Annotated in this window: 17 protein-coding genes and 1 tRNA gene; 6 read left to right on the top strand and 12 right to left on the bottom strand. The window is 49.7% G+C overall.

The annotated features are described in order from the left end of the window. The first annotated feature begins 98 nt into the window (after positions 1-98). Positions 99-968 carry a UTP--glucose-1-phosphate uridylyltransferase GalU gene (gene galU / locus HMPREF3050_RS05895; RefSeq protein WP_003763898.1) on the top strand — a complete coding sequence of 290 codons (870 nt, stop codon included), beginning with the start codon at positions 99-101 and terminating at the stop codon, positions 966-968. Between the two features lie 253 nt (positions 969-1221). Here galU and HMPREF3050_RS05890 read toward each other — a convergent pair whose 3' ends face one another. Further along, the gene (locus tag HMPREF3050_RS05890) at positions 1222-1803 is read right to left on the bottom strand and encodes a molybdenum cofactor guanylyltransferase (RefSeq protein ID WP_070602571.1); all 582 of its coding nucleotides are present in this window, start codon (positions 1801-1803) and stop codon (positions 1222-1224) included. Between the two features lie 309 nt (positions 1804-2112). Here HMPREF3050_RS05890 and HMPREF3050_RS05885 point away from each other — a divergent pair, with 309 nt between their 5' ends. The 3 genes from HMPREF3050_RS05885 to HMPREF3050_RS05875 all read left to right on the top strand — a co-directional run bounded on the left by HMPREF3050_RS05885 (position 2113) and on the right by HMPREF3050_RS05875 (position 4918). Further along, positions 2113-3933 (top strand): histidine kinase, encoded by a 1821-nt coding sequence (locus HMPREF3050_RS05885; protein WP_070774060.1) that lies wholly within the window; start codon positions 2113-2115, stop codon positions 3931-3933. After that, a complete protein-coding gene (locus tag HMPREF3050_RS05880; protein ID WP_003760231.1) occupies positions 3923-4579 on the top strand; it encodes a response regulator in 657 nt (218 codons plus the stop codon). Before HMPREF3050_RS05885 ends, HMPREF3050_RS05880 begins: the two co-directional genes overlap by 11 nt. A gap of 117 nt (positions 4580-4696) precedes the next feature. Next, positions 4697-4918, top strand: a complete 222-nt coding sequence (locus tag HMPREF3050_RS05875) for a hypothetical protein (RefSeq protein ID WP_210399914.1) — start codon at positions 4697-4699, stop codon at positions 4916-4918. 886 nt (positions 4919-5804) lie between these two features. On the opposite strand, the gene HMPREF3050_RS05870 is transcribed toward HMPREF3050_RS05875, so the two are convergent. The 11 genes from HMPREF3050_RS05870 to HMPREF3050_RS05820 all read right to left on the bottom strand — a co-directional run bounded on the left by HMPREF3050_RS05870 (position 5805) and on the right by HMPREF3050_RS05820 (position 13899). Beyond that, entirely contained in the window at positions 5805-7553 is a 1749-nt protein-coding gene (locus tag HMPREF3050_RS05870; protein WP_094113339.1) for a DUF927 domain-containing protein, read from the bottom strand. Further along, complete coding sequence (locus tag HMPREF3050_RS05865) at positions 7550-8671, bottom strand: DUF7146 domain-containing protein (protein ID WP_070774008.1); 1122 nt, start codon at positions 8669-8671, stop codon at positions 7550-7552. The genes HMPREF3050_RS05870 and HMPREF3050_RS05865 overlap by 4 nt, the downstream gene beginning before the upstream one ends. Beyond that, positions 8668-8883 carry a PTS sugar transporter subunit IID gene (locus HMPREF3050_RS05860; protein WP_070774006.1) on the bottom strand — a complete coding sequence of 72 codons (216 nt, stop codon included), beginning with the start codon at positions 8881-8883 and terminating at the stop codon, positions 8668-8670. Before HMPREF3050_RS05860 ends, HMPREF3050_RS05865 begins: the two co-directional genes overlap by 4 nt. Before the next feature lie 136 nt (positions 8884-9019). After that, entirely contained in the window at positions 9020-9271 is a 252-nt protein-coding gene (locus HMPREF3050_RS05855) for a hypothetical protein (protein WP_070774004.1), read from the bottom strand. Between the two features lie 290 nt (positions 9272-9561). After that, entirely contained in the window at positions 9562-10122 is a 561-nt protein-coding gene (locus HMPREF3050_RS05850) for a terminase small subunit (RefSeq protein WP_070774002.1), read from the bottom strand. Between the two features lie 68 nt (positions 10123-10190). After that, positions 10191-10889 (bottom strand): hypothetical protein, encoded by a 699-nt coding sequence (locus HMPREF3050_RS05845; protein ID WP_070774001.1) that lies wholly within the window; start codon positions 10887-10889, stop codon positions 10191-10193. A 16-nt stretch (positions 10890-10905) separates the two neighbouring features. Further along, on the bottom strand, positions 10906-11145 hold the full coding sequence (locus tag HMPREF3050_RS05840) for a helix-turn-helix domain-containing protein (protein WP_070774000.1): 240 nt from the start codon (positions 11143-11145) through the stop codon (positions 10906-10908). A gap of 63 nt (positions 11146-11208) precedes the next feature. Further along, the gene (locus HMPREF3050_RS05835) at positions 11209-11424 is read right to left on the bottom strand and encodes a helix-turn-helix transcriptional regulator (RefSeq protein ID WP_070773999.1); all 216 of its coding nucleotides are present in this window, start codon (positions 11422-11424) and stop codon (positions 11209-11211) included. Between the two features lie 104 nt (positions 11425-11528). Continuing rightward, positions 11529-12299 carry a hypothetical protein gene (locus tag HMPREF3050_RS05830; RefSeq protein ID WP_070773998.1) on the bottom strand — a complete coding sequence of 257 codons (771 nt, stop codon included), beginning with the start codon at positions 12297-12299 and terminating at the stop codon, positions 11529-11531. Between the two features lie 62 nt (positions 12300-12361). Beyond that, positions 12362-13594 carry a tyrosine-type recombinase/integrase gene (locus HMPREF3050_RS05825; RefSeq protein WP_070773997.1) on the bottom strand — a complete coding sequence of 411 codons (1233 nt, stop codon included), beginning with the start codon at positions 13592-13594 and terminating at the stop codon, positions 12362-12364. Positions 13595-13814: 220 nt separating this feature from the next. Next, positions 13815-13899, bottom strand: a tRNA-Leu gene (locus HMPREF3050_RS05820). Positions 13900-14032: 133 nt separating this feature from the next. Here HMPREF3050_RS05820 and HMPREF3050_RS05815 point away from each other — a divergent pair. Continuing rightward, the gene (locus HMPREF3050_RS05815; protein ID WP_070773996.1) at positions 14033-14701 is read left to right on the top strand and encodes a hypothetical protein; all 669 of its coding nucleotides are present in this window, start codon (positions 14033-14035) and stop codon (positions 14699-14701) included. Then, positions 14694-15287: a GTP cyclohydrolase II gene (gene ribA, locus HMPREF3050_RS05810; RefSeq protein ID WP_070773995.1), complete on the top strand. Its 594-nt coding sequence runs from the start codon at positions 14694-14696 to the stop codon at positions 15285-15287. The genes HMPREF3050_RS05815 and ribA overlap by 8 nt, the downstream gene beginning before the upstream one ends. The last annotated feature ends 77 nt before the right edge of the window (positions 15288-15364 follow it).

Here is a 15364-nt window from a genome sequence, read left to right as displayed (position 1 = left end):
ATTGCCTTTTTGCCGTCGACAATGTGGCAACCAAGTCAAACCTAGACAACCGAGGTCGTCTGAATACTCGATTCGACAATCAAATAGAAGGAAACTGAATGAAACCGATCAAAAAAGCCGTCTTCCCTGTAGCCGGTATGGGCACGCGCTTTCTGCCTGCTACTAAAGCCAGCCCGAAAGAAATGCTGCCCATCGTCGACAAACCGTTGATTCAATATGCGGTAGAAGAAGCAGTAGAAGCAGGCTGTACCGAAATGGTGTTCATCACCGGCCGCAACAAACGCAGCATCGAAGACCATTTCGACAAAGCCTACGAGCTAGAAACCGAGCTGGAAATGCGTCAAAAAGACAAACTGCTGGAACACGTCAAAGACATCCTGCCTTCCAACATTACCTGTCTTTACATCCGCCAGGCCGAGGCTTTAGGCTTGGGACACGCCGTATTGTGCGCCCGCGCCGCAGTGGGCGACGAACCCTTCGCCGTCATTCTTGCCGACGACTTGATTGACGCGCCCAAAGGCGCGCTGAAGCAAATGGTCGATATCTACAATCAAAGCGGCAACAGCGTTTTGGGCGTGGAAACCGTCGATCCGTCGCAAACCGGCTCGTACGGCATTGTTGAAGTGGAAAAACTGAAAAGCTTTCAAAGAATTACCAATATCGTTGAAAAACCGAAACCCGAAGAAGCGCCGTCCAACCTTGCCGTTGTCGGCCGCTACATCCTGACCCCGCGCATTTTCAGCCTTCTGGAAAACCTGCCGCGCGGTGCGGGCAACGAAATCCAACTGACCGACGGCATTGCCCGCCTGTTGGATCACGAGTTCGTCCTCGCCCATGCCTTCGACGGCAAACGCTACGACTGCGGCAGCAAACTGGGTTATCTCGAAGCCACTGTCGCCTATGGCTTGAAACATCCGGAAACCGGCGCGCAGTTCCGCGAACTGCTGAAACAATACATCCCCCAATAAAGCAAATGACAAAAGGTCGTCTGAAAATTTCAGACGACCTTTTTGTTTGTACGGATACACGGTTTTCTGTATATAGTGGATTAACTTTAAACCAGGACGGCGTTACCTCGCCTTAGCTCAAAGAGAACGATTCTCTAAGGTGCTGAAGCACCAAGTGAATCGGTTCCGTACTATCTGTACTGTCTGCACGGCTTCCGCCTTGTCCTGATTTAAATTTAATCCACTATAAAAACCGAAGTGTAATGCTTAAAGCTTAAAGCGGCCCCCGCAAATCTTCCTGCGTATTGCAGCTGAAAAAAACATGTTCCGAACCAAAATGCACCGATCTCGCCCGTTGCTGATGCAGCCAGCCGCTCAAGGTTTTCATCCCTGAATACAAATACGGGACGGTGCTTTGCAGGATTTGCGGACGGATATACATTACGTTGTAATGCGGCGTGACCGGTGTTTCCACATAAAACGCATTGCACAAAGGCGTGCGCTTGGAAACCGTTTCAAATTTCGCCACCAAATCAGACGGCAGCGCAGGCATATTGCACGGCACCACCAGCAGCCAATCCGCCGCCGCAATCTGCAAATCATTGGCAGCCGTACACAAAGCCGCCAGCGGTCCCAAATGCTGCCATTGGCGCGAATCGGCAAAAATATGCGCACTACGGCGAGCATATTCTTCCAAATTCCGGTTGGCGCTGATAGCAATGTGTTCAACTTGTGGACGCAACGCTTCAATAACATGATCAATCAAAGGTTTGTCACGCCACAATACTAATCCTTTATCCGTCCCTCCCATTCGCTCTCCCTGCCCGCCGGCCAATATCAATGCGAAGGTTTTCATTTTGGTAGTCCTTTGTGAAGTCGCTGGTTTTGTGTGCCCATACTGTTAATCGGCTGATTCTTATGTTTTTAATTCGTAGATGTTATGTTCCTACCGATTCCCTGCGAAATCGGCACATCATCCCAGGTCGTCTGAAAAGACGGTTGCCCGCGATAAAATTCATATAAAGTGAATTTTATCATAACACGATTTTACATTAAAGCGCATATCGCCTCATTCGCACCAAATTCCCCTTCGGACAGGTTGTTTCCCCGCCTAAAGGATGATATGTTTATAACATTTGGCAACAAAACGCCCTTCCTTTATTCCATGAGCTTACGAACCCTATTTTCAGGCGGCCTGAGCCTGTCCTCACGATTAAAACTGCTGACTGTCTTATGGGTTGGTTCGGCTTTATTGTCCGTCATCCTGACCCTGATTTTATCGCTGAGGCTGGAAAACGCAGCCACCGTCATTGATGATGCCGCAAGCTTGAGAATGCAGGTTTACCGTTTGGCTTATATGGCAAGCGAACGCACCCCGCAAGCGCAAATCGACAACCAATTGCGCGAATTTGAAGGAACACTCCTGCGCATCACCCAAAGCGATGCCATCTATCCCCTGATGCCTTCGGAAACACCGCCGGCCTATGGCCTGATCCAATCCATGCTCTTAATCGACTGGAAGTCAAACATCCAACCCGCGCTGAAACGTTACCGCAGACCGACGCAGATCGAACTCTACCGCTTTGCCGGCAATATCGAATTGTTCTTACAGGCATTGGAAAACGCCAACGAAAAAAACACCTTATGGCTGCGCCGTTTCCAAATGGCGATGATGCTGATGATTTTTGTCGCCGCAGGTTTAATGATTGTATGGCACTACGCTTGGATTATCCGTCCGCTTGAAACCCTGCGCGACGGCGTGGAAACCATCAGCCAAGGCCGATTCGGCGTACAAATCGATACCGAACAGATTCAAGAGTTTGCCCAAGTCAGCAAAGGCTTCAATCAAATGAGCAGTCGTCTGAAAGTCCTCTATACCGATTTGGAAGGACAAGTCGCCAGACAAACCCAGGACCTCGCCCGTCAAAACCGTGACCTGACCCTGCTCTACCAAACCACGCGCGACCTGCACCAAACCCTAACCCCGCGCGAAGCGGCAGAAGAATTCCTCGCACGGACCCTGCCTGCCGTTTCCGCAAGCGCAGGCAGCATCCGCCTTTTAGACAACGACCGTAAAAACACAAACCTTATTGCCTCCATCGGACTGTCTGAAGCCGAAGACAGAGATTCGGATACCGAACAAACCCAACCTGAAGAAGAAACACCCCTATTCAAACATACCGTCGTTTTCCCCATCACCTATCAAGAAGAAGAACTCGGCATCCTGACCCTATATTTTTCAGACGACCCCACACTTAACGACAACGACAACGAACTCCTGCGTACATTATGCGGTCAATTAGGTGTATCCATCGCCAGCAGCCGTCTCGAACAAGAGCGGCGCCTGCTTGCCGTACTCCAAGAGCGCAACCTGATCGCCCAAGGTTTGCACGACAGCATCGCCCAAGCATTGACCTTCCTCAATCTTCAAGTTCAAATGCTGGAAAGCGCGTTCCATGCCGACCAGAAAGAACAAGCCGAAGAAAACATCCGCTTCATCAAAGACGGCGTACAAGAATGTTACGAAGACGTGCGCGAACTCCTGCTGAATTTCCGAACCAAAATCAGCAACAAAGACTTCCCGGAAGCCGTAACCACCCTGCTGTCCAGGTTTAAACGCCAAACCAAAATCAATGTCGAAACAGTATGGCAGGACGACGGCCGCACACTGAATGATGACGAACAGCTGCAAATCATCTTCATCCTGCAAGAAAGCCTGTCCAACATCCGCAAACACGCCAAAGCCCAACACGTCAAAATCAGCATGCTCAACCAACAAAACTTTACCCTGAGCATCGAAGACGACGGTATCGGCTTTAACCTGCAACACCTGCACAAACTCTCCGGCGAACATGTCGGTCTCGGCATCATGCAAGAACGCGCCCGCCGCATCAATGCCACCCTAGACATCCAATCCCAGCCCGAACAAGGCACAACCGTTACCTTAACCTTACCGCAACACAAGAGAACGACCCATGACTATTAAAATCATCCTCATTGACGACCACACACTCTTCCGCAGCGGCATCAAAGCCCTGCTCTCCCGTCAAAGCGACTTCGAAGTCATCGGAGAAGCTGCCGACGGTTTGTCCGGCGTCAAAATGGCGGAACAGCTCAAACCCGACGTCGTCTTACTCGACCTTGACATGCCCGTTATGAACGGTCGCGAAGCACTGGCACAAATTTTGGGCGTCAACCCAAACCAAACCGTCATCATGCTGACCGTTTCCGAAGACAGCGACGACCTGACCGAATGCATGCGCATCGGCGCGCGCGGCTTTTTGCTGAAAAACATCAACGCCGACTTCCTGCTCGACAGCATCCGCAAAGCCGTGGACGGTGACAACGTCTTCTCTCCCGAAATGACCACCCGCCTCGTCCAATCCCTGATTTCCCCGTCCGCACCGCGCACCGACCAGGCACTCTCCACCCTCACCCCGCGCGAACTCGAAATCCTCGGCTACCTCGCCGCCGGACACAGCAACAAAGTCATCGCCCGCCATTTGGACTTGGCAGAATCCACCGTCAAAGTCCACGTCCAGAACCTGCTGCGCAAACTCAACCTCAGCAGCCGCGTCCAAGCCGCTGTTTACGCCGTCCAACACAAAGTCCCGCAGCCTGAAATCAATTAAACGGCTCAGGATGCTGATGCGAAAGCGGTAAAAACAAAAAAGGTCGTCTGAAAACGGGCAGAACGAATTTCGCTCCAACGTTTTTCAGACGACCTTTTCCATCAAACAGGTGTAGAAATGAAGATACTGATTTATTCGGTTTTACTTCCCATCAGCTTGCTTGTCCTACCCCATCTCATCAGCTTAATGCTCCCCAAAACACGCCGACTCAGCAAAACAACCATATTCGATGCACCGATAAACCGTGTCTACCAAACCATTACCGACAATCAACATTGGCAATACCGCTCTTCTTTGGACAATTTACAAATTATCAGCCAAGAAAAGACGAAAAAATAACCGCTCGAAAGCGGTTAGATTTTATAGTGTGACGGAGAGACTAGAACTGAATATATAATATATTGTTTTTATTTAATTAAATTTTTAATAGATTCCAAAATACCGTAAAAAATACCGTAAATTTGTCAAAGTCAAAATTTTTCAGGGGCGTTTTGTAGCATCTTTGCCAAGCTGTGAAATATGGTCGGATTGTAACACCAGCAATCACGCGCCGTCTTGTGGGCGGTGTTTGCTCTATTCTTCCAGCCGTCCGATATTGCCTTTCGGGTGGCTTTTGTTTGTATCGGCTCTGTCGGTCATGCGCCCACGCAAAAAAAAAGCGTATATAGATAAAAAAGTGGTGGTTACCGTGGTTACCGTGGTTACCGTGGTTACCGTGCTGTCAAAGCCTTATAAATCGGGGCTTTCATGGTAACCACTTACACATCTTCACATGGTTACCGCTGGTTACTGCTGTTTGATTTGAAGCATAAGCGCATGAAAATAAAAGAGTAACCACTGGTAACCACTCGGTAACCTGTTAAATTAATGTAGGTGGTTACCGTTTTTTCTTTGTTTTTATATTGATATTCATATAGTTATAAATGTTAAGTTTTGTGGTAACCACGGTAACCACTATATTTGTCTCGCGCATAGGGTTTTATCTGTCCGCGTGTATTGGTCTGGAAATTATTTATCCCCGTCAGTCATGGCGGAAATAGGGCGTAATTGCGCCGTAAGCGCGTTTTGCTGTTTGAGTATGGATTGGTATCGGGCAGGGATTGAATAGCTCTAATTCTCGAAAATTAGGGGCTTGCTGTTGATTTTATGGCGTATCGAATGATTTGCCTGAAGTAATGGGCGCAAAAAAGCCCGCCTGTATCGGTCATAGCGGGCTGTCTCTCGGTCATTGGTCAATATCGGGCGGGGCTTCTCCCATTAAAACATAGAATCGTGCTGACGCGCCGTTGTATTTGCGCTGGTGTTGCCATCTGCCGTTGTTTGGTTTTTTCAGCCATTGTTCGGCGTGTAACACTTCGCAAACTTTCAGCTTGTCGAAGTTTTGGCAGATTTCCTCTTCAAATACAACAGGGACTAACCAATATTCAGTGATATGCCCTTCCTGTTTCCGATAGCCTGCGTGATTTTGGTTTACGGTTTGGCTGCTCCAGTCTGAAAAGCGCATGGACAGGGCGTAAACGTCCATAAATGCGGCTGCCTGCTCGATGATTCTGCGGTCTTCGTGTTTCCCCGCCCCGTTGGTTTCCAGCCATTCATCAAAGCATTGTTTCACGCCTGCCATGCCTACGCCTGCGGCTAAACCGGTAACGGGGGCGGCAAGCTCCAAAGCGGCGGCGGCAAGGGCAAAGCGTTTCGCCACTCTTCGCGCCTGTCCTGACAATTCGGGGACGGTCTCCATAAATGCGGTCATGCGCTCGTTTGCCTGCCGTTTGGCTTGTTCTAGGTCGTCTGAAAGCCGTCGGATGAAAGCCCTGCCTGCTGCCCCGTGATATTGTTCGGCGGATTGGGCGATATGTTCGCTCAATAATGCGCCGCTCTCGAAGCCGTGCAAGGTGTCGTAAATACCGTATCGGGCGGCGGCTCTGATACTGGGCAGACGGGCGGCTTGCCCGGCGTTCCAATCGCCTTTGTGGTGTTTCAGGATGGAATCGGGGGTCTTTTCGCCTGTCGAGAACATCATCACTTTCCAGCGGCTCAAGGCGCGGTTGCCGCCCTGTTTTGCGCCCTGTACTTTGTTGATTCCGTTCATGACGCTATAAACGGTGTCGCCGATGACGTGGGGGCTTGCCTGCCCGATTTCGTCCAATACCAGCAAGCCGTCATTGCGGGCGGCGGCGGTATTGGAAAAGCCTATTTTCGTGCCGCTCCAAGACAACAGGCTGCCCGATGGTCTGCCCCATACGCTTAAGGCTGCTTTTGCGGCGGTGGTCTTGCCGTCGGATGAATCGCCCGTCAGATGGAAGCCGCCTGATTCTTCGCTCAACAGGGACAGCAAGGGGGCGGCAAAGGACGCGCCCAATGCCAAGCAAAGGCGGCTGTTTCCCGCTGCGTATCGGGCGATATTTTGCTGCCAGTCGGTAAGCTCTCCGTTTGGTCGGTATGCCGCCGCTTGGCTGGTGTCGCCGTTGTAGATGACGGCGGGGGTTTTGCCGTCTGCCGTGATGGTTTCGCCGCTGGGCATGATGTAGGTGTCGCCGTGCCAGCCCGCGCGGTCGGTAATGGTAAAGGCGGTACGGCTGCCCTGTGTCTGCAAATAATCTGCCAGTCTTTCCCTTTTTGCCCGCCCGCTCATGACGGTTAAGCCGTAACCCTGCAAACGCTGCCAGCCCTGAACCGTGCCGATTTCCGCTTGCGGGATGGCGGCGGTCTTGGTTTGGCGTGTGATTTTGTCTTGCCATTTGATAATCCGGTAATACGCGCCGTCGTTGTCTTGCCCCGTGCCGATGATGTCGATAGGGTCGGAAAGCAATAGCGGCTCTGCTTCAACGGCTTCACCGTCTTTGCCTGTCCTGACGTTTATCCACCATACGCCCCGATGGTCGGTATCGAAGCGGGGGCGCGGGCGGTATGGTTCGATGTCGTCGATGTTGTAGTCTTCAATGGTTTTAGCGTCTATAATTACGTTTGTTTTCATGGTGTAACGTCTCCGTTTTGTTGGATAGGGTCGTCTGATTGGGCTTCAGACGACCTTTTTTCTTTCAGTTCGTCCAATGCGTCATAGCCCAGTGTGTCGCTCTGCCATATGCGCGCCTTGATTCCCTGCTTGATGGCTCGGACTGCCAAATCATGCGCGGCTTTGAAACCTACGGGGCGCGGGGTGTCGTTATCGGCAATAATCACAATCTCTTTTAGGTCGTCTGAAAGACGGTATTTCGCCATGCTGTTTGCGCTCAAGACGGCGCATAAGCCCCAGTCATGGGTATGGAACAGTTCGCGGGCGGCAAGGGCGGTTTCTATGCCCTCTGCGATGACAAGCCGTCCGTTTTCAGGGATGGGGAACAAGTGAACCGCCATGCCTGAAATGCTGCCCTGTTTGCGGCTCTGCATTTTCTTGGCGGGCAAGGCTTCGCCCGTTTCAGGATGTTTGATTGCCAGTTTTCGATAATGCGGGGCGTGTAGCCCGTCTTCTCCGTATGGCTTGTCATGGGTCGTCTGAAAATAGGTCATGTGCAAGCCTTGAAGCTCGCCGCCTGTATCGCGGATGGCGCAAACCATACAGGGGAAACGACCGATAAAAAGCGGCTTGTCCTCCCCCGTCGTCCAATAATCCGCCTCTCTCAAAAAACGGATGTTTTCAGGTAATTGCGCCATGTCCAAACCGCGTGATTTCAAATACTGCACGGCGGGGGAATCGGCGGTTATCGGCTCTGCCCCGTTCCACAATGCGGCAAGTTTGCCGATGTGGTCTTTTTCGTGGCATGGCTGCGTCTGTGGGCGCGTGGGCGGTATCAGCAAGGGGTTTGCCCCGCTCATGTTCAAAACGCCCGCTACGGCGCGTAATGCTTCGTCAAAACCGCAATTCAGATAATGCATTACCAAGCCGAAACCGTCGCCCGCGCCATTGTTGTAATGGCTGCAAATGAATGTGCCGTTGCCGTCCTTGTCGTCGTATCTGAAGCGGTCTTTACCCCCACACGCGGGGCAGGGTTGATGCTTGTTTTTCAGGTATCGCGGGTCTATGCCGATGGCGGCGTGAATTTCCTGCCAGCGGTATTGCGCGGCGGCTTTGATGTCTTGATAGGTCGGTTTCATTGTTCTGTCCCCTCTGTTACAGGTTCTAAAACCACCCCCGCCATCGGGTCGGTCTCCCATATGGTCGGCGTTGTCTGTATTGCCTGCTCCGTTTCTGCATGGGCGGGCTGGTTACAGGCTCGGATTGCCAAAGCCATCAACAACACCCAAAACACCAGCAAAGCGCGGTTGAAATAGCGGCGGAAACGGTCGTTTTTGTCAGTCGGTTTCATGATTTCATGTCCTCCATGCCCCAGCGCACCAAAAATATCAAATATCGAAAAATCAAATACTTATGAAAACAATAGGGCGAAGTTTGCCCTATGCCGTCCAAAACGGGCGGCATAAAGGCGGGTGTTTTTCAGGGATTTAGCGGATTTGTTCGGCTGTCGTTACGCTGAAAGCAGCCCATGCTTTTAGGTCGTCTGAAAGCGAAGCAATAAACGACTGACAGGCGGCAACGGCGGCGGCGTGTGATGGATAGATGCCCAAACTGCGGGCGGTGCATGAATGAACGTCAATATCGGCTAAATACGCGGTCGGTTCGTGGACGACGGCGCAAAAGCCTTGTTCTGATGGGGATTGAACGTCTTGGATTTGGGGGAAAATTGAGGATTGCATGATTGTTACTTTCTTTAGAGAATTGAGAAATGCCCGAATAAGGGGGCGGTGCTCTCTCTGGTGTAACTTACCAGCCTGCGCCTTACGGTTGGCAGACACCGCCATAACTCGTGATAGGTCGTCTGAAATGTTAACGTTTAATAACATCGCAAACGCCTGTAAAAGAATTTTGGCGATAAAAAATCAGCGTTTACCCTGCTGATTCGGGGTTACATTGTAGAGAGAACCTAGATTCTGATTCTCAAGGTTCGATTTGTCAAATGATTTTTACGGGGTTGGGCGGGTTAACATTAGATTCCGTCCAGTGCTGTAATAAGTAATACGGCATAGTAAACCTTGTCAGGGTCTTTACCCGTAACGGCGATTAAGTCTGCAAGCGTTACCGCCTCCCATTTGCCCCCATGTGTCTTAAGGGCTAAATCTAAAATTGCCTTTTTCTCTTCTTCTGTGAGTGAATCGACAATGGATTCAATACGGCTTTGCGGCTTTTCCTGTATTTCCGCCTCTGCCTTGATTTCCGCCTTATCCACCAATAAGCCAAGCATTTTCGCCTTGCCCATCGTGGCTGATACCGCCGCGCTGCTCTGTGGGGTAGGGGCTGCCAGTGCCGCCGCCCGCGCCTGCTCCAATTCGTGCAACAGGTCGCCCACCGTTACCGCGTGCCGTTGCCGCGCTTCTTCCTTTAAGCCGTCCACCATCGCGGTAATATCGGGGTTTTGAAGCAGCTTATAGGCTTCATTCGTTACCGTTTCGGGCTTCATGTTGTCGGTGTTGTAAATTTGCCGATATGCTTCGCTCGCGTTGCCCGTTTCCACATACAGACGGGCAAACTGTTCTTGTTTCGGGGTCATGTCCTTAATCCTTTTAGAACGCCGCCCAATAGCCATTTTTCAGCCTTTGGGCGGCTGTTTGAGTGTTGCTATTTCAAATTGTCCAAAGCCGCTTCTTTTTCTTTCTCCATGTCTTCCAAGATGTCGAAAATAGCGTTTTCTTCCCCGCCTGTGCCGTCCATCATGTTGAAGAAGCCAGGCAAACGTAAATCAATGATTCGATTTGGCAGGGATTGCCCATAGGACGGGCAATCAGCCCGCAAACCGTTTTCTTGTAGCTTCGTTTTCATCTCAACGGCGGCTTTACCGATTCCCACCAATTTCGCGGCGGCATTGGCATAGGCGCGCGCGGCTTCCAAATATTCGGGCAAGTGGGTTTCTTCTATGTCGATGATAAACATCTCATAACGGGAAACGGACAATAAATTGCGAAGCTCTGAAATGCGGTTCAGATGTTGGAGGCGTTCATTAAAAAGGCTTTCCAACAGTTCTTTTTGCGCTTCCAGCATATCGGCGGCGCGGTCTGCTTCTTCGCGTTTGGCGGCAATCTCTGAATCAAGCCCTTTGGCTTCTTCGCTGTTTGTGGGTTTGCCCATTTTCAACAAATTGGCAAATATGCCTTTGCGTCTGTTTCGCAGCCCTGCAAATTCATTGATTACCGCCTGTGCTTCTGTAACACCAGCTTCTGCCGCTTCAATTTGGGCGGTCAGTTCGCTGCATTTGTCCTCTTCTTCTTTCAGTAACTTTTGACGGGTCGCAAAAGTTGTCTTTGTATATTCGATATTCATAGTTAAAGCTCCTGATTTAATTGATCAATACGAACCGACCGCGTTTCACGGTTTCGCCAAATTGGTTTGTTACTTCTTCCATCACGGTAACGATGTCATGCCCCGCCCTGCGAAGCTCCATGATGCGCGTGTTGTAGCCCAATATCCCCATTTGGGTAAGCTCCCATGATGTAACGCTGCCCTGTTTCAATCGGGATAAAACACGCTCTCGTTGACTTGGCGTTTTTGCCTTGCCGTTGGTAGAATAGCTGCTCATGCTTAATAATCCTTTCCGCCGTCTGAATGTCCGTTCAGGCGGCATTTGTTTGCGCCTGATAAATCAATTTGCCTGCTCTTCGCGTTTGGCTGCCAGTTTGCCGATATAGTCGTCAATCTCGCTTGCAAGCCAGCCGGTCGCATTGGCGGAAATTTTGAACGGTTTGGGAAAATCAGGGCGGTAATGGCGGCTCTTAGGGTTTGCCCAATTCCAAATAGTCGCCCGTGAAACACCTAATGCGCGGGCGGTATCGTCTGCTCTCAATACTGTGTTATTCATATCCTCTTGCCTTTCTTGAATGGGATTAGATGTTAGATGACAGGCAAAAATATAGCCGCCCATGTGGGCGGCTGTTAAGGAAGCAGCATGTTACTTCCCTAAAATCAGTTTGTTGATTTCATATTTTTCTGAAACTGTTTTATCCAGTATTTAACTGTTTTTTCCGATGGAATGTCAGGGGCTGGTATTTCATCGTTATTAATTTTTTCGAAAATTAAACGGATTAATTTGGCTTTCCCCCCTTTTTCATTCAGCATTTCCTTTCTTTCTTCCAATAACTGATTTACGGCAGCTATCGTTCCCGCTTTTTCATAGGGGCTTTGCCTAGCTTTGCCTGCTTTTCGGGCATTTTCTGTTATTGCCTCTATGCTGATTTGGTCTTTTCTCAACTCCAAAGACATAAACTCTATGGATGTTGTAATTAAGTTTGCTATTGTCCTAAATTGATTAAAGTTTTCTTGCGATGGCTTGTCTTTGAAGTTTGAAACATACTCATAAATAGCCTTAGCCGTGATGAAATACTGCATTTCTAGGCGTATCTCCAGACTTTGCCCAAAGTGCAATTCTTCTATCACGGGATAAAAATACTCTGAATAATCGATAGGGTCTCCGTTCTTTTCCTGATACTTCTCTAACGCGTCATTAACCTGCTCCTCAACTAAAGAAACCTTGTAAGTTTCCTTATGACCCCATAGCGTCATGCCATGCTCAAATTTTTCAAGGTTTTTAAATGCTCTAGTCAACACCCTTTGGGCTTGCCAACTAAGAACTCCTAGCGCGTCCTCAAATTCAGGGCTATTAGTAATATTGAATATGGCTGCATATTTTGGGCTATATGCTGCAATATTTCTTGGATATGCGACATGTGGAAGCATTTGACACCTCTAAACTAATAAAAACACCACAAAAAATCGAAGTAGATATTTTCAGACGACCCCTAATCAGTCTTGCCATCTTGAATCATTTGCAATGCTTGGTTATACCGTTCCCGTAAAAAGTCGCTATACCATTGCATAAACTCTTTGCGCTCATTCAGATAATCGGCGCGGTTATAGGCGGCGCGGATTTTGTTGTTTTCAATGTGGGCAAGCTGTCGCTCTATCGCGTCAGGGTTGAAGCCTTGTTCATTCAAAACGCTGCTGGCAAGGGAACGGAAACCGTGCGGGGTTACTCTGCCTTTGTAGCCCATGCGCTCAATGATACGACCTATTGTTGCGTCGCTGATAAAACCGTCCGTCTTGGTACGGCTCGGAAACAGAAACGGGGTATTGCCCGTGATTTCTTTCAGTTCTGCCAAAAGTTCAAGCGTCCAATCAGCCAGCGGCACAGCATGGGGCGGTTTAGGCGCGGTCTTTTCGTGCTTCATGCGCTGGGCGGGAACTGTCCATATTGCCGCGTCAAAGTCTATTTCATTCCATTGCCCGCCCCTTAGTTCCGTGCTTCGTAAAAAGGTCAGCATATTCAAAATCAGGGCTATTCTGTTTTGTGGCTCAATTTCTGCCAGTATCAGGCGGCGGAAAAACTCGGTCAGTTCTTCGCGGGGCAGGGCGGGGCGATGGTCGGTCTGCTTGGCGGGGATGTACTTCCGCAATGAATAAGCGGGGTTTGTTTCCACAATTTCAAGCATGACAGCATAGTCAAATATTGCCCCTGTCCATTCCCTGATTTTTTCAGCAGTATTGTTCACACCCCGTGCCATCACGCCGTCAAGAACCACTTTAATATCGCTTACCCTGATTTCCTGTATCGACATTGCGCCAATAACGGGGAAAACGTCGGTTTCAAAATATCTCAACACGCGCGCGGCGTGGTTTTCTTTCCAGCGGATTAGGTTGTCAGAATGCCAGCGGCGGGCGATGGCTTCAAAGGTATTTAGGGCGGCGGCTTGCCGTTCGCGTTTTTCCTGTTGCTTGGCTTCGCTGGGGTCTTGCCCCGATACAAGCAAGCGGCGGGCATTTTCGGCGGCTTGGCGGGCTTCTGCTAGTGATACAGTCGGATATTTTCCGATAGTCAGTGTTTTCTCTTTGCCGTCTATACGGTATTTCAAACGGAAAACTTTCCCGCCTGCTGGGGTAACTTCAAGATACAATCCGCCGCCGTCGAACAGCTTGGTCTTTTTCCCTGTTTCGGCGGGCTTGGCATTTTTGATTTGTCGGTCATTCAGCGGCATGGTGGGGGTATGTTTTAGGGGGTATTTTCAGATACCCCGAATCATACCCCCTGATTTTGGTTGATTCAATTAGATTAAATTAGACGGCGTTATGCAGCCAAAAAGAAAACAACGGGATATAAAGAAGCCTGAAACCCTTGCATTTACAAGGATTGGTTAATGGCATTAGACGGGATTAAACGAAAAAAAACGCTTAGAATTTCTAAGCGTTTTTGTATGTTGGTGCGGACGGAGAGACTCGAACTCTCACACCTCTCGGCGCCAGAACCTAAATCTGGTGCGTCTGCCAATTTCGCCACGTCCGCGTGATGAAACTGGGGATTATACACAAAGTATCCTACTCTGCAAACAACCTTTGGCTTGAAATTGCTTTATTCCGACCGATATAATGGCAGGTCGGTTATCTGCCGGAACACACTAATATCAAAGAGGAACATCATGCCTGTTTTACTGATTCAGGATTTTTTACAAACACAGGGTTTGAAGCTGTCTTCAGACGACCTCCGTGTTGCTTATCTGACCGCGAAGACGGTGATGGATATAGGCAATGCTTCGATTGACCGCTCGGTTTTGTGGCGTGAAGAAGACGGCTGGAAGCTGGCGGACCATATTGAAAAAACGCCAAAAAATGAAGTTTTGCTCAAACAGGTTTTCATGGCTCTGGATTCGGTATTCAGTCGCGCAAAAGCCGTCAAAAGTGCGGCGGTTTACATCCACCTTCCGGGCGAACCGCATGCAAGGCTGGTTCGTATCGCGGCGCAAGGCGAGCCTTTGGAGAACCTGTTGGCGGTTCATGAAGAAAACGGTACGGTTTACCTTGCCTGCCGTACGGCGCAAAGCGGTTGGATGAATATTGCCAACGATATTGCCTATTGGCTTTCGCTTGATGAAATCCAAGGCAGCAGGAACGAGAGGAGCGGAAGCCAGTTGTCCATTCCTGTGGCTACTCAAAACGGTACGGTTTTAGGCGTGGTCCACGTTGAATTTGCTGGTAAAGATCAAGCCGATGAAGCAGCCCAAACGGATTGGTCGGCGCTGGCGTTGGCACTTGCCGAGCCGCTGAAAGCATTGGTAGGCATCGAAGACAAGGAAGAAGAACATGAATAATAGCTTGAAATTCGTCGCCTCCTGCCGTCTGCCGACCGAATGGGGCGACTTCACTATGCACGGTTTTGAAGAACCGAACGGACAAGAACACATCGCTTTGACGATGGGCGATTTTTCAGACGATCTCCCCGTTCTGACCCGCATCCACTCCGAATGTTTGACCGGCGATGCCCTGTTTTCCAAAAAATGCGACTGCGGTCCGCAGCTTGAAGCGGCGATGAAAGCGGTTCAGCAAGAAGGGCGCGGTGTCATCGTTTATTTGCGTCAAGAAGGGCGCGGTATCGGTTTAATCAACAAAATCCGTGCCTACCGGCTTCAAGACGAAGGGATGGATACGGTCGAAGCCAACCTCGCACTCGGACTCCCCGTTGATGCACGCGACTTTACGCTTGCCAAGCAAATCTACGACCATCTGAATATCCGTGCCGTCAAGCTGCTGACTAATAATCCTGAAAAGATTCAGACTTTGAAAGGTGCAGGTATCAATGTTGTCGAACGTATTCCGCTCCATGTCGGCGAGAATGCGGAAAACGAACGATATCTGCACACCAAAGCCGATAAATTGGGGCATATGATTTTTGATTGAGATAATACTAAACTTATTTATTATTTATATTCAAATAAATATATTTATCTTGAAACAAACGGCTTGCCCTGATAGAG

The organism is Neisseria sp. HMSC065D04, assembly GCF_001815675.1.
GTDB lineage: Bacteria > Pseudomonadota > Gammaproteobacteria > Burkholderiales > Neisseriaceae > Neisseria.
Note: the sequence above shows the minus strand (reverse complement) of the source record. Positions and strands in the feature narration are given on the sequence as shown.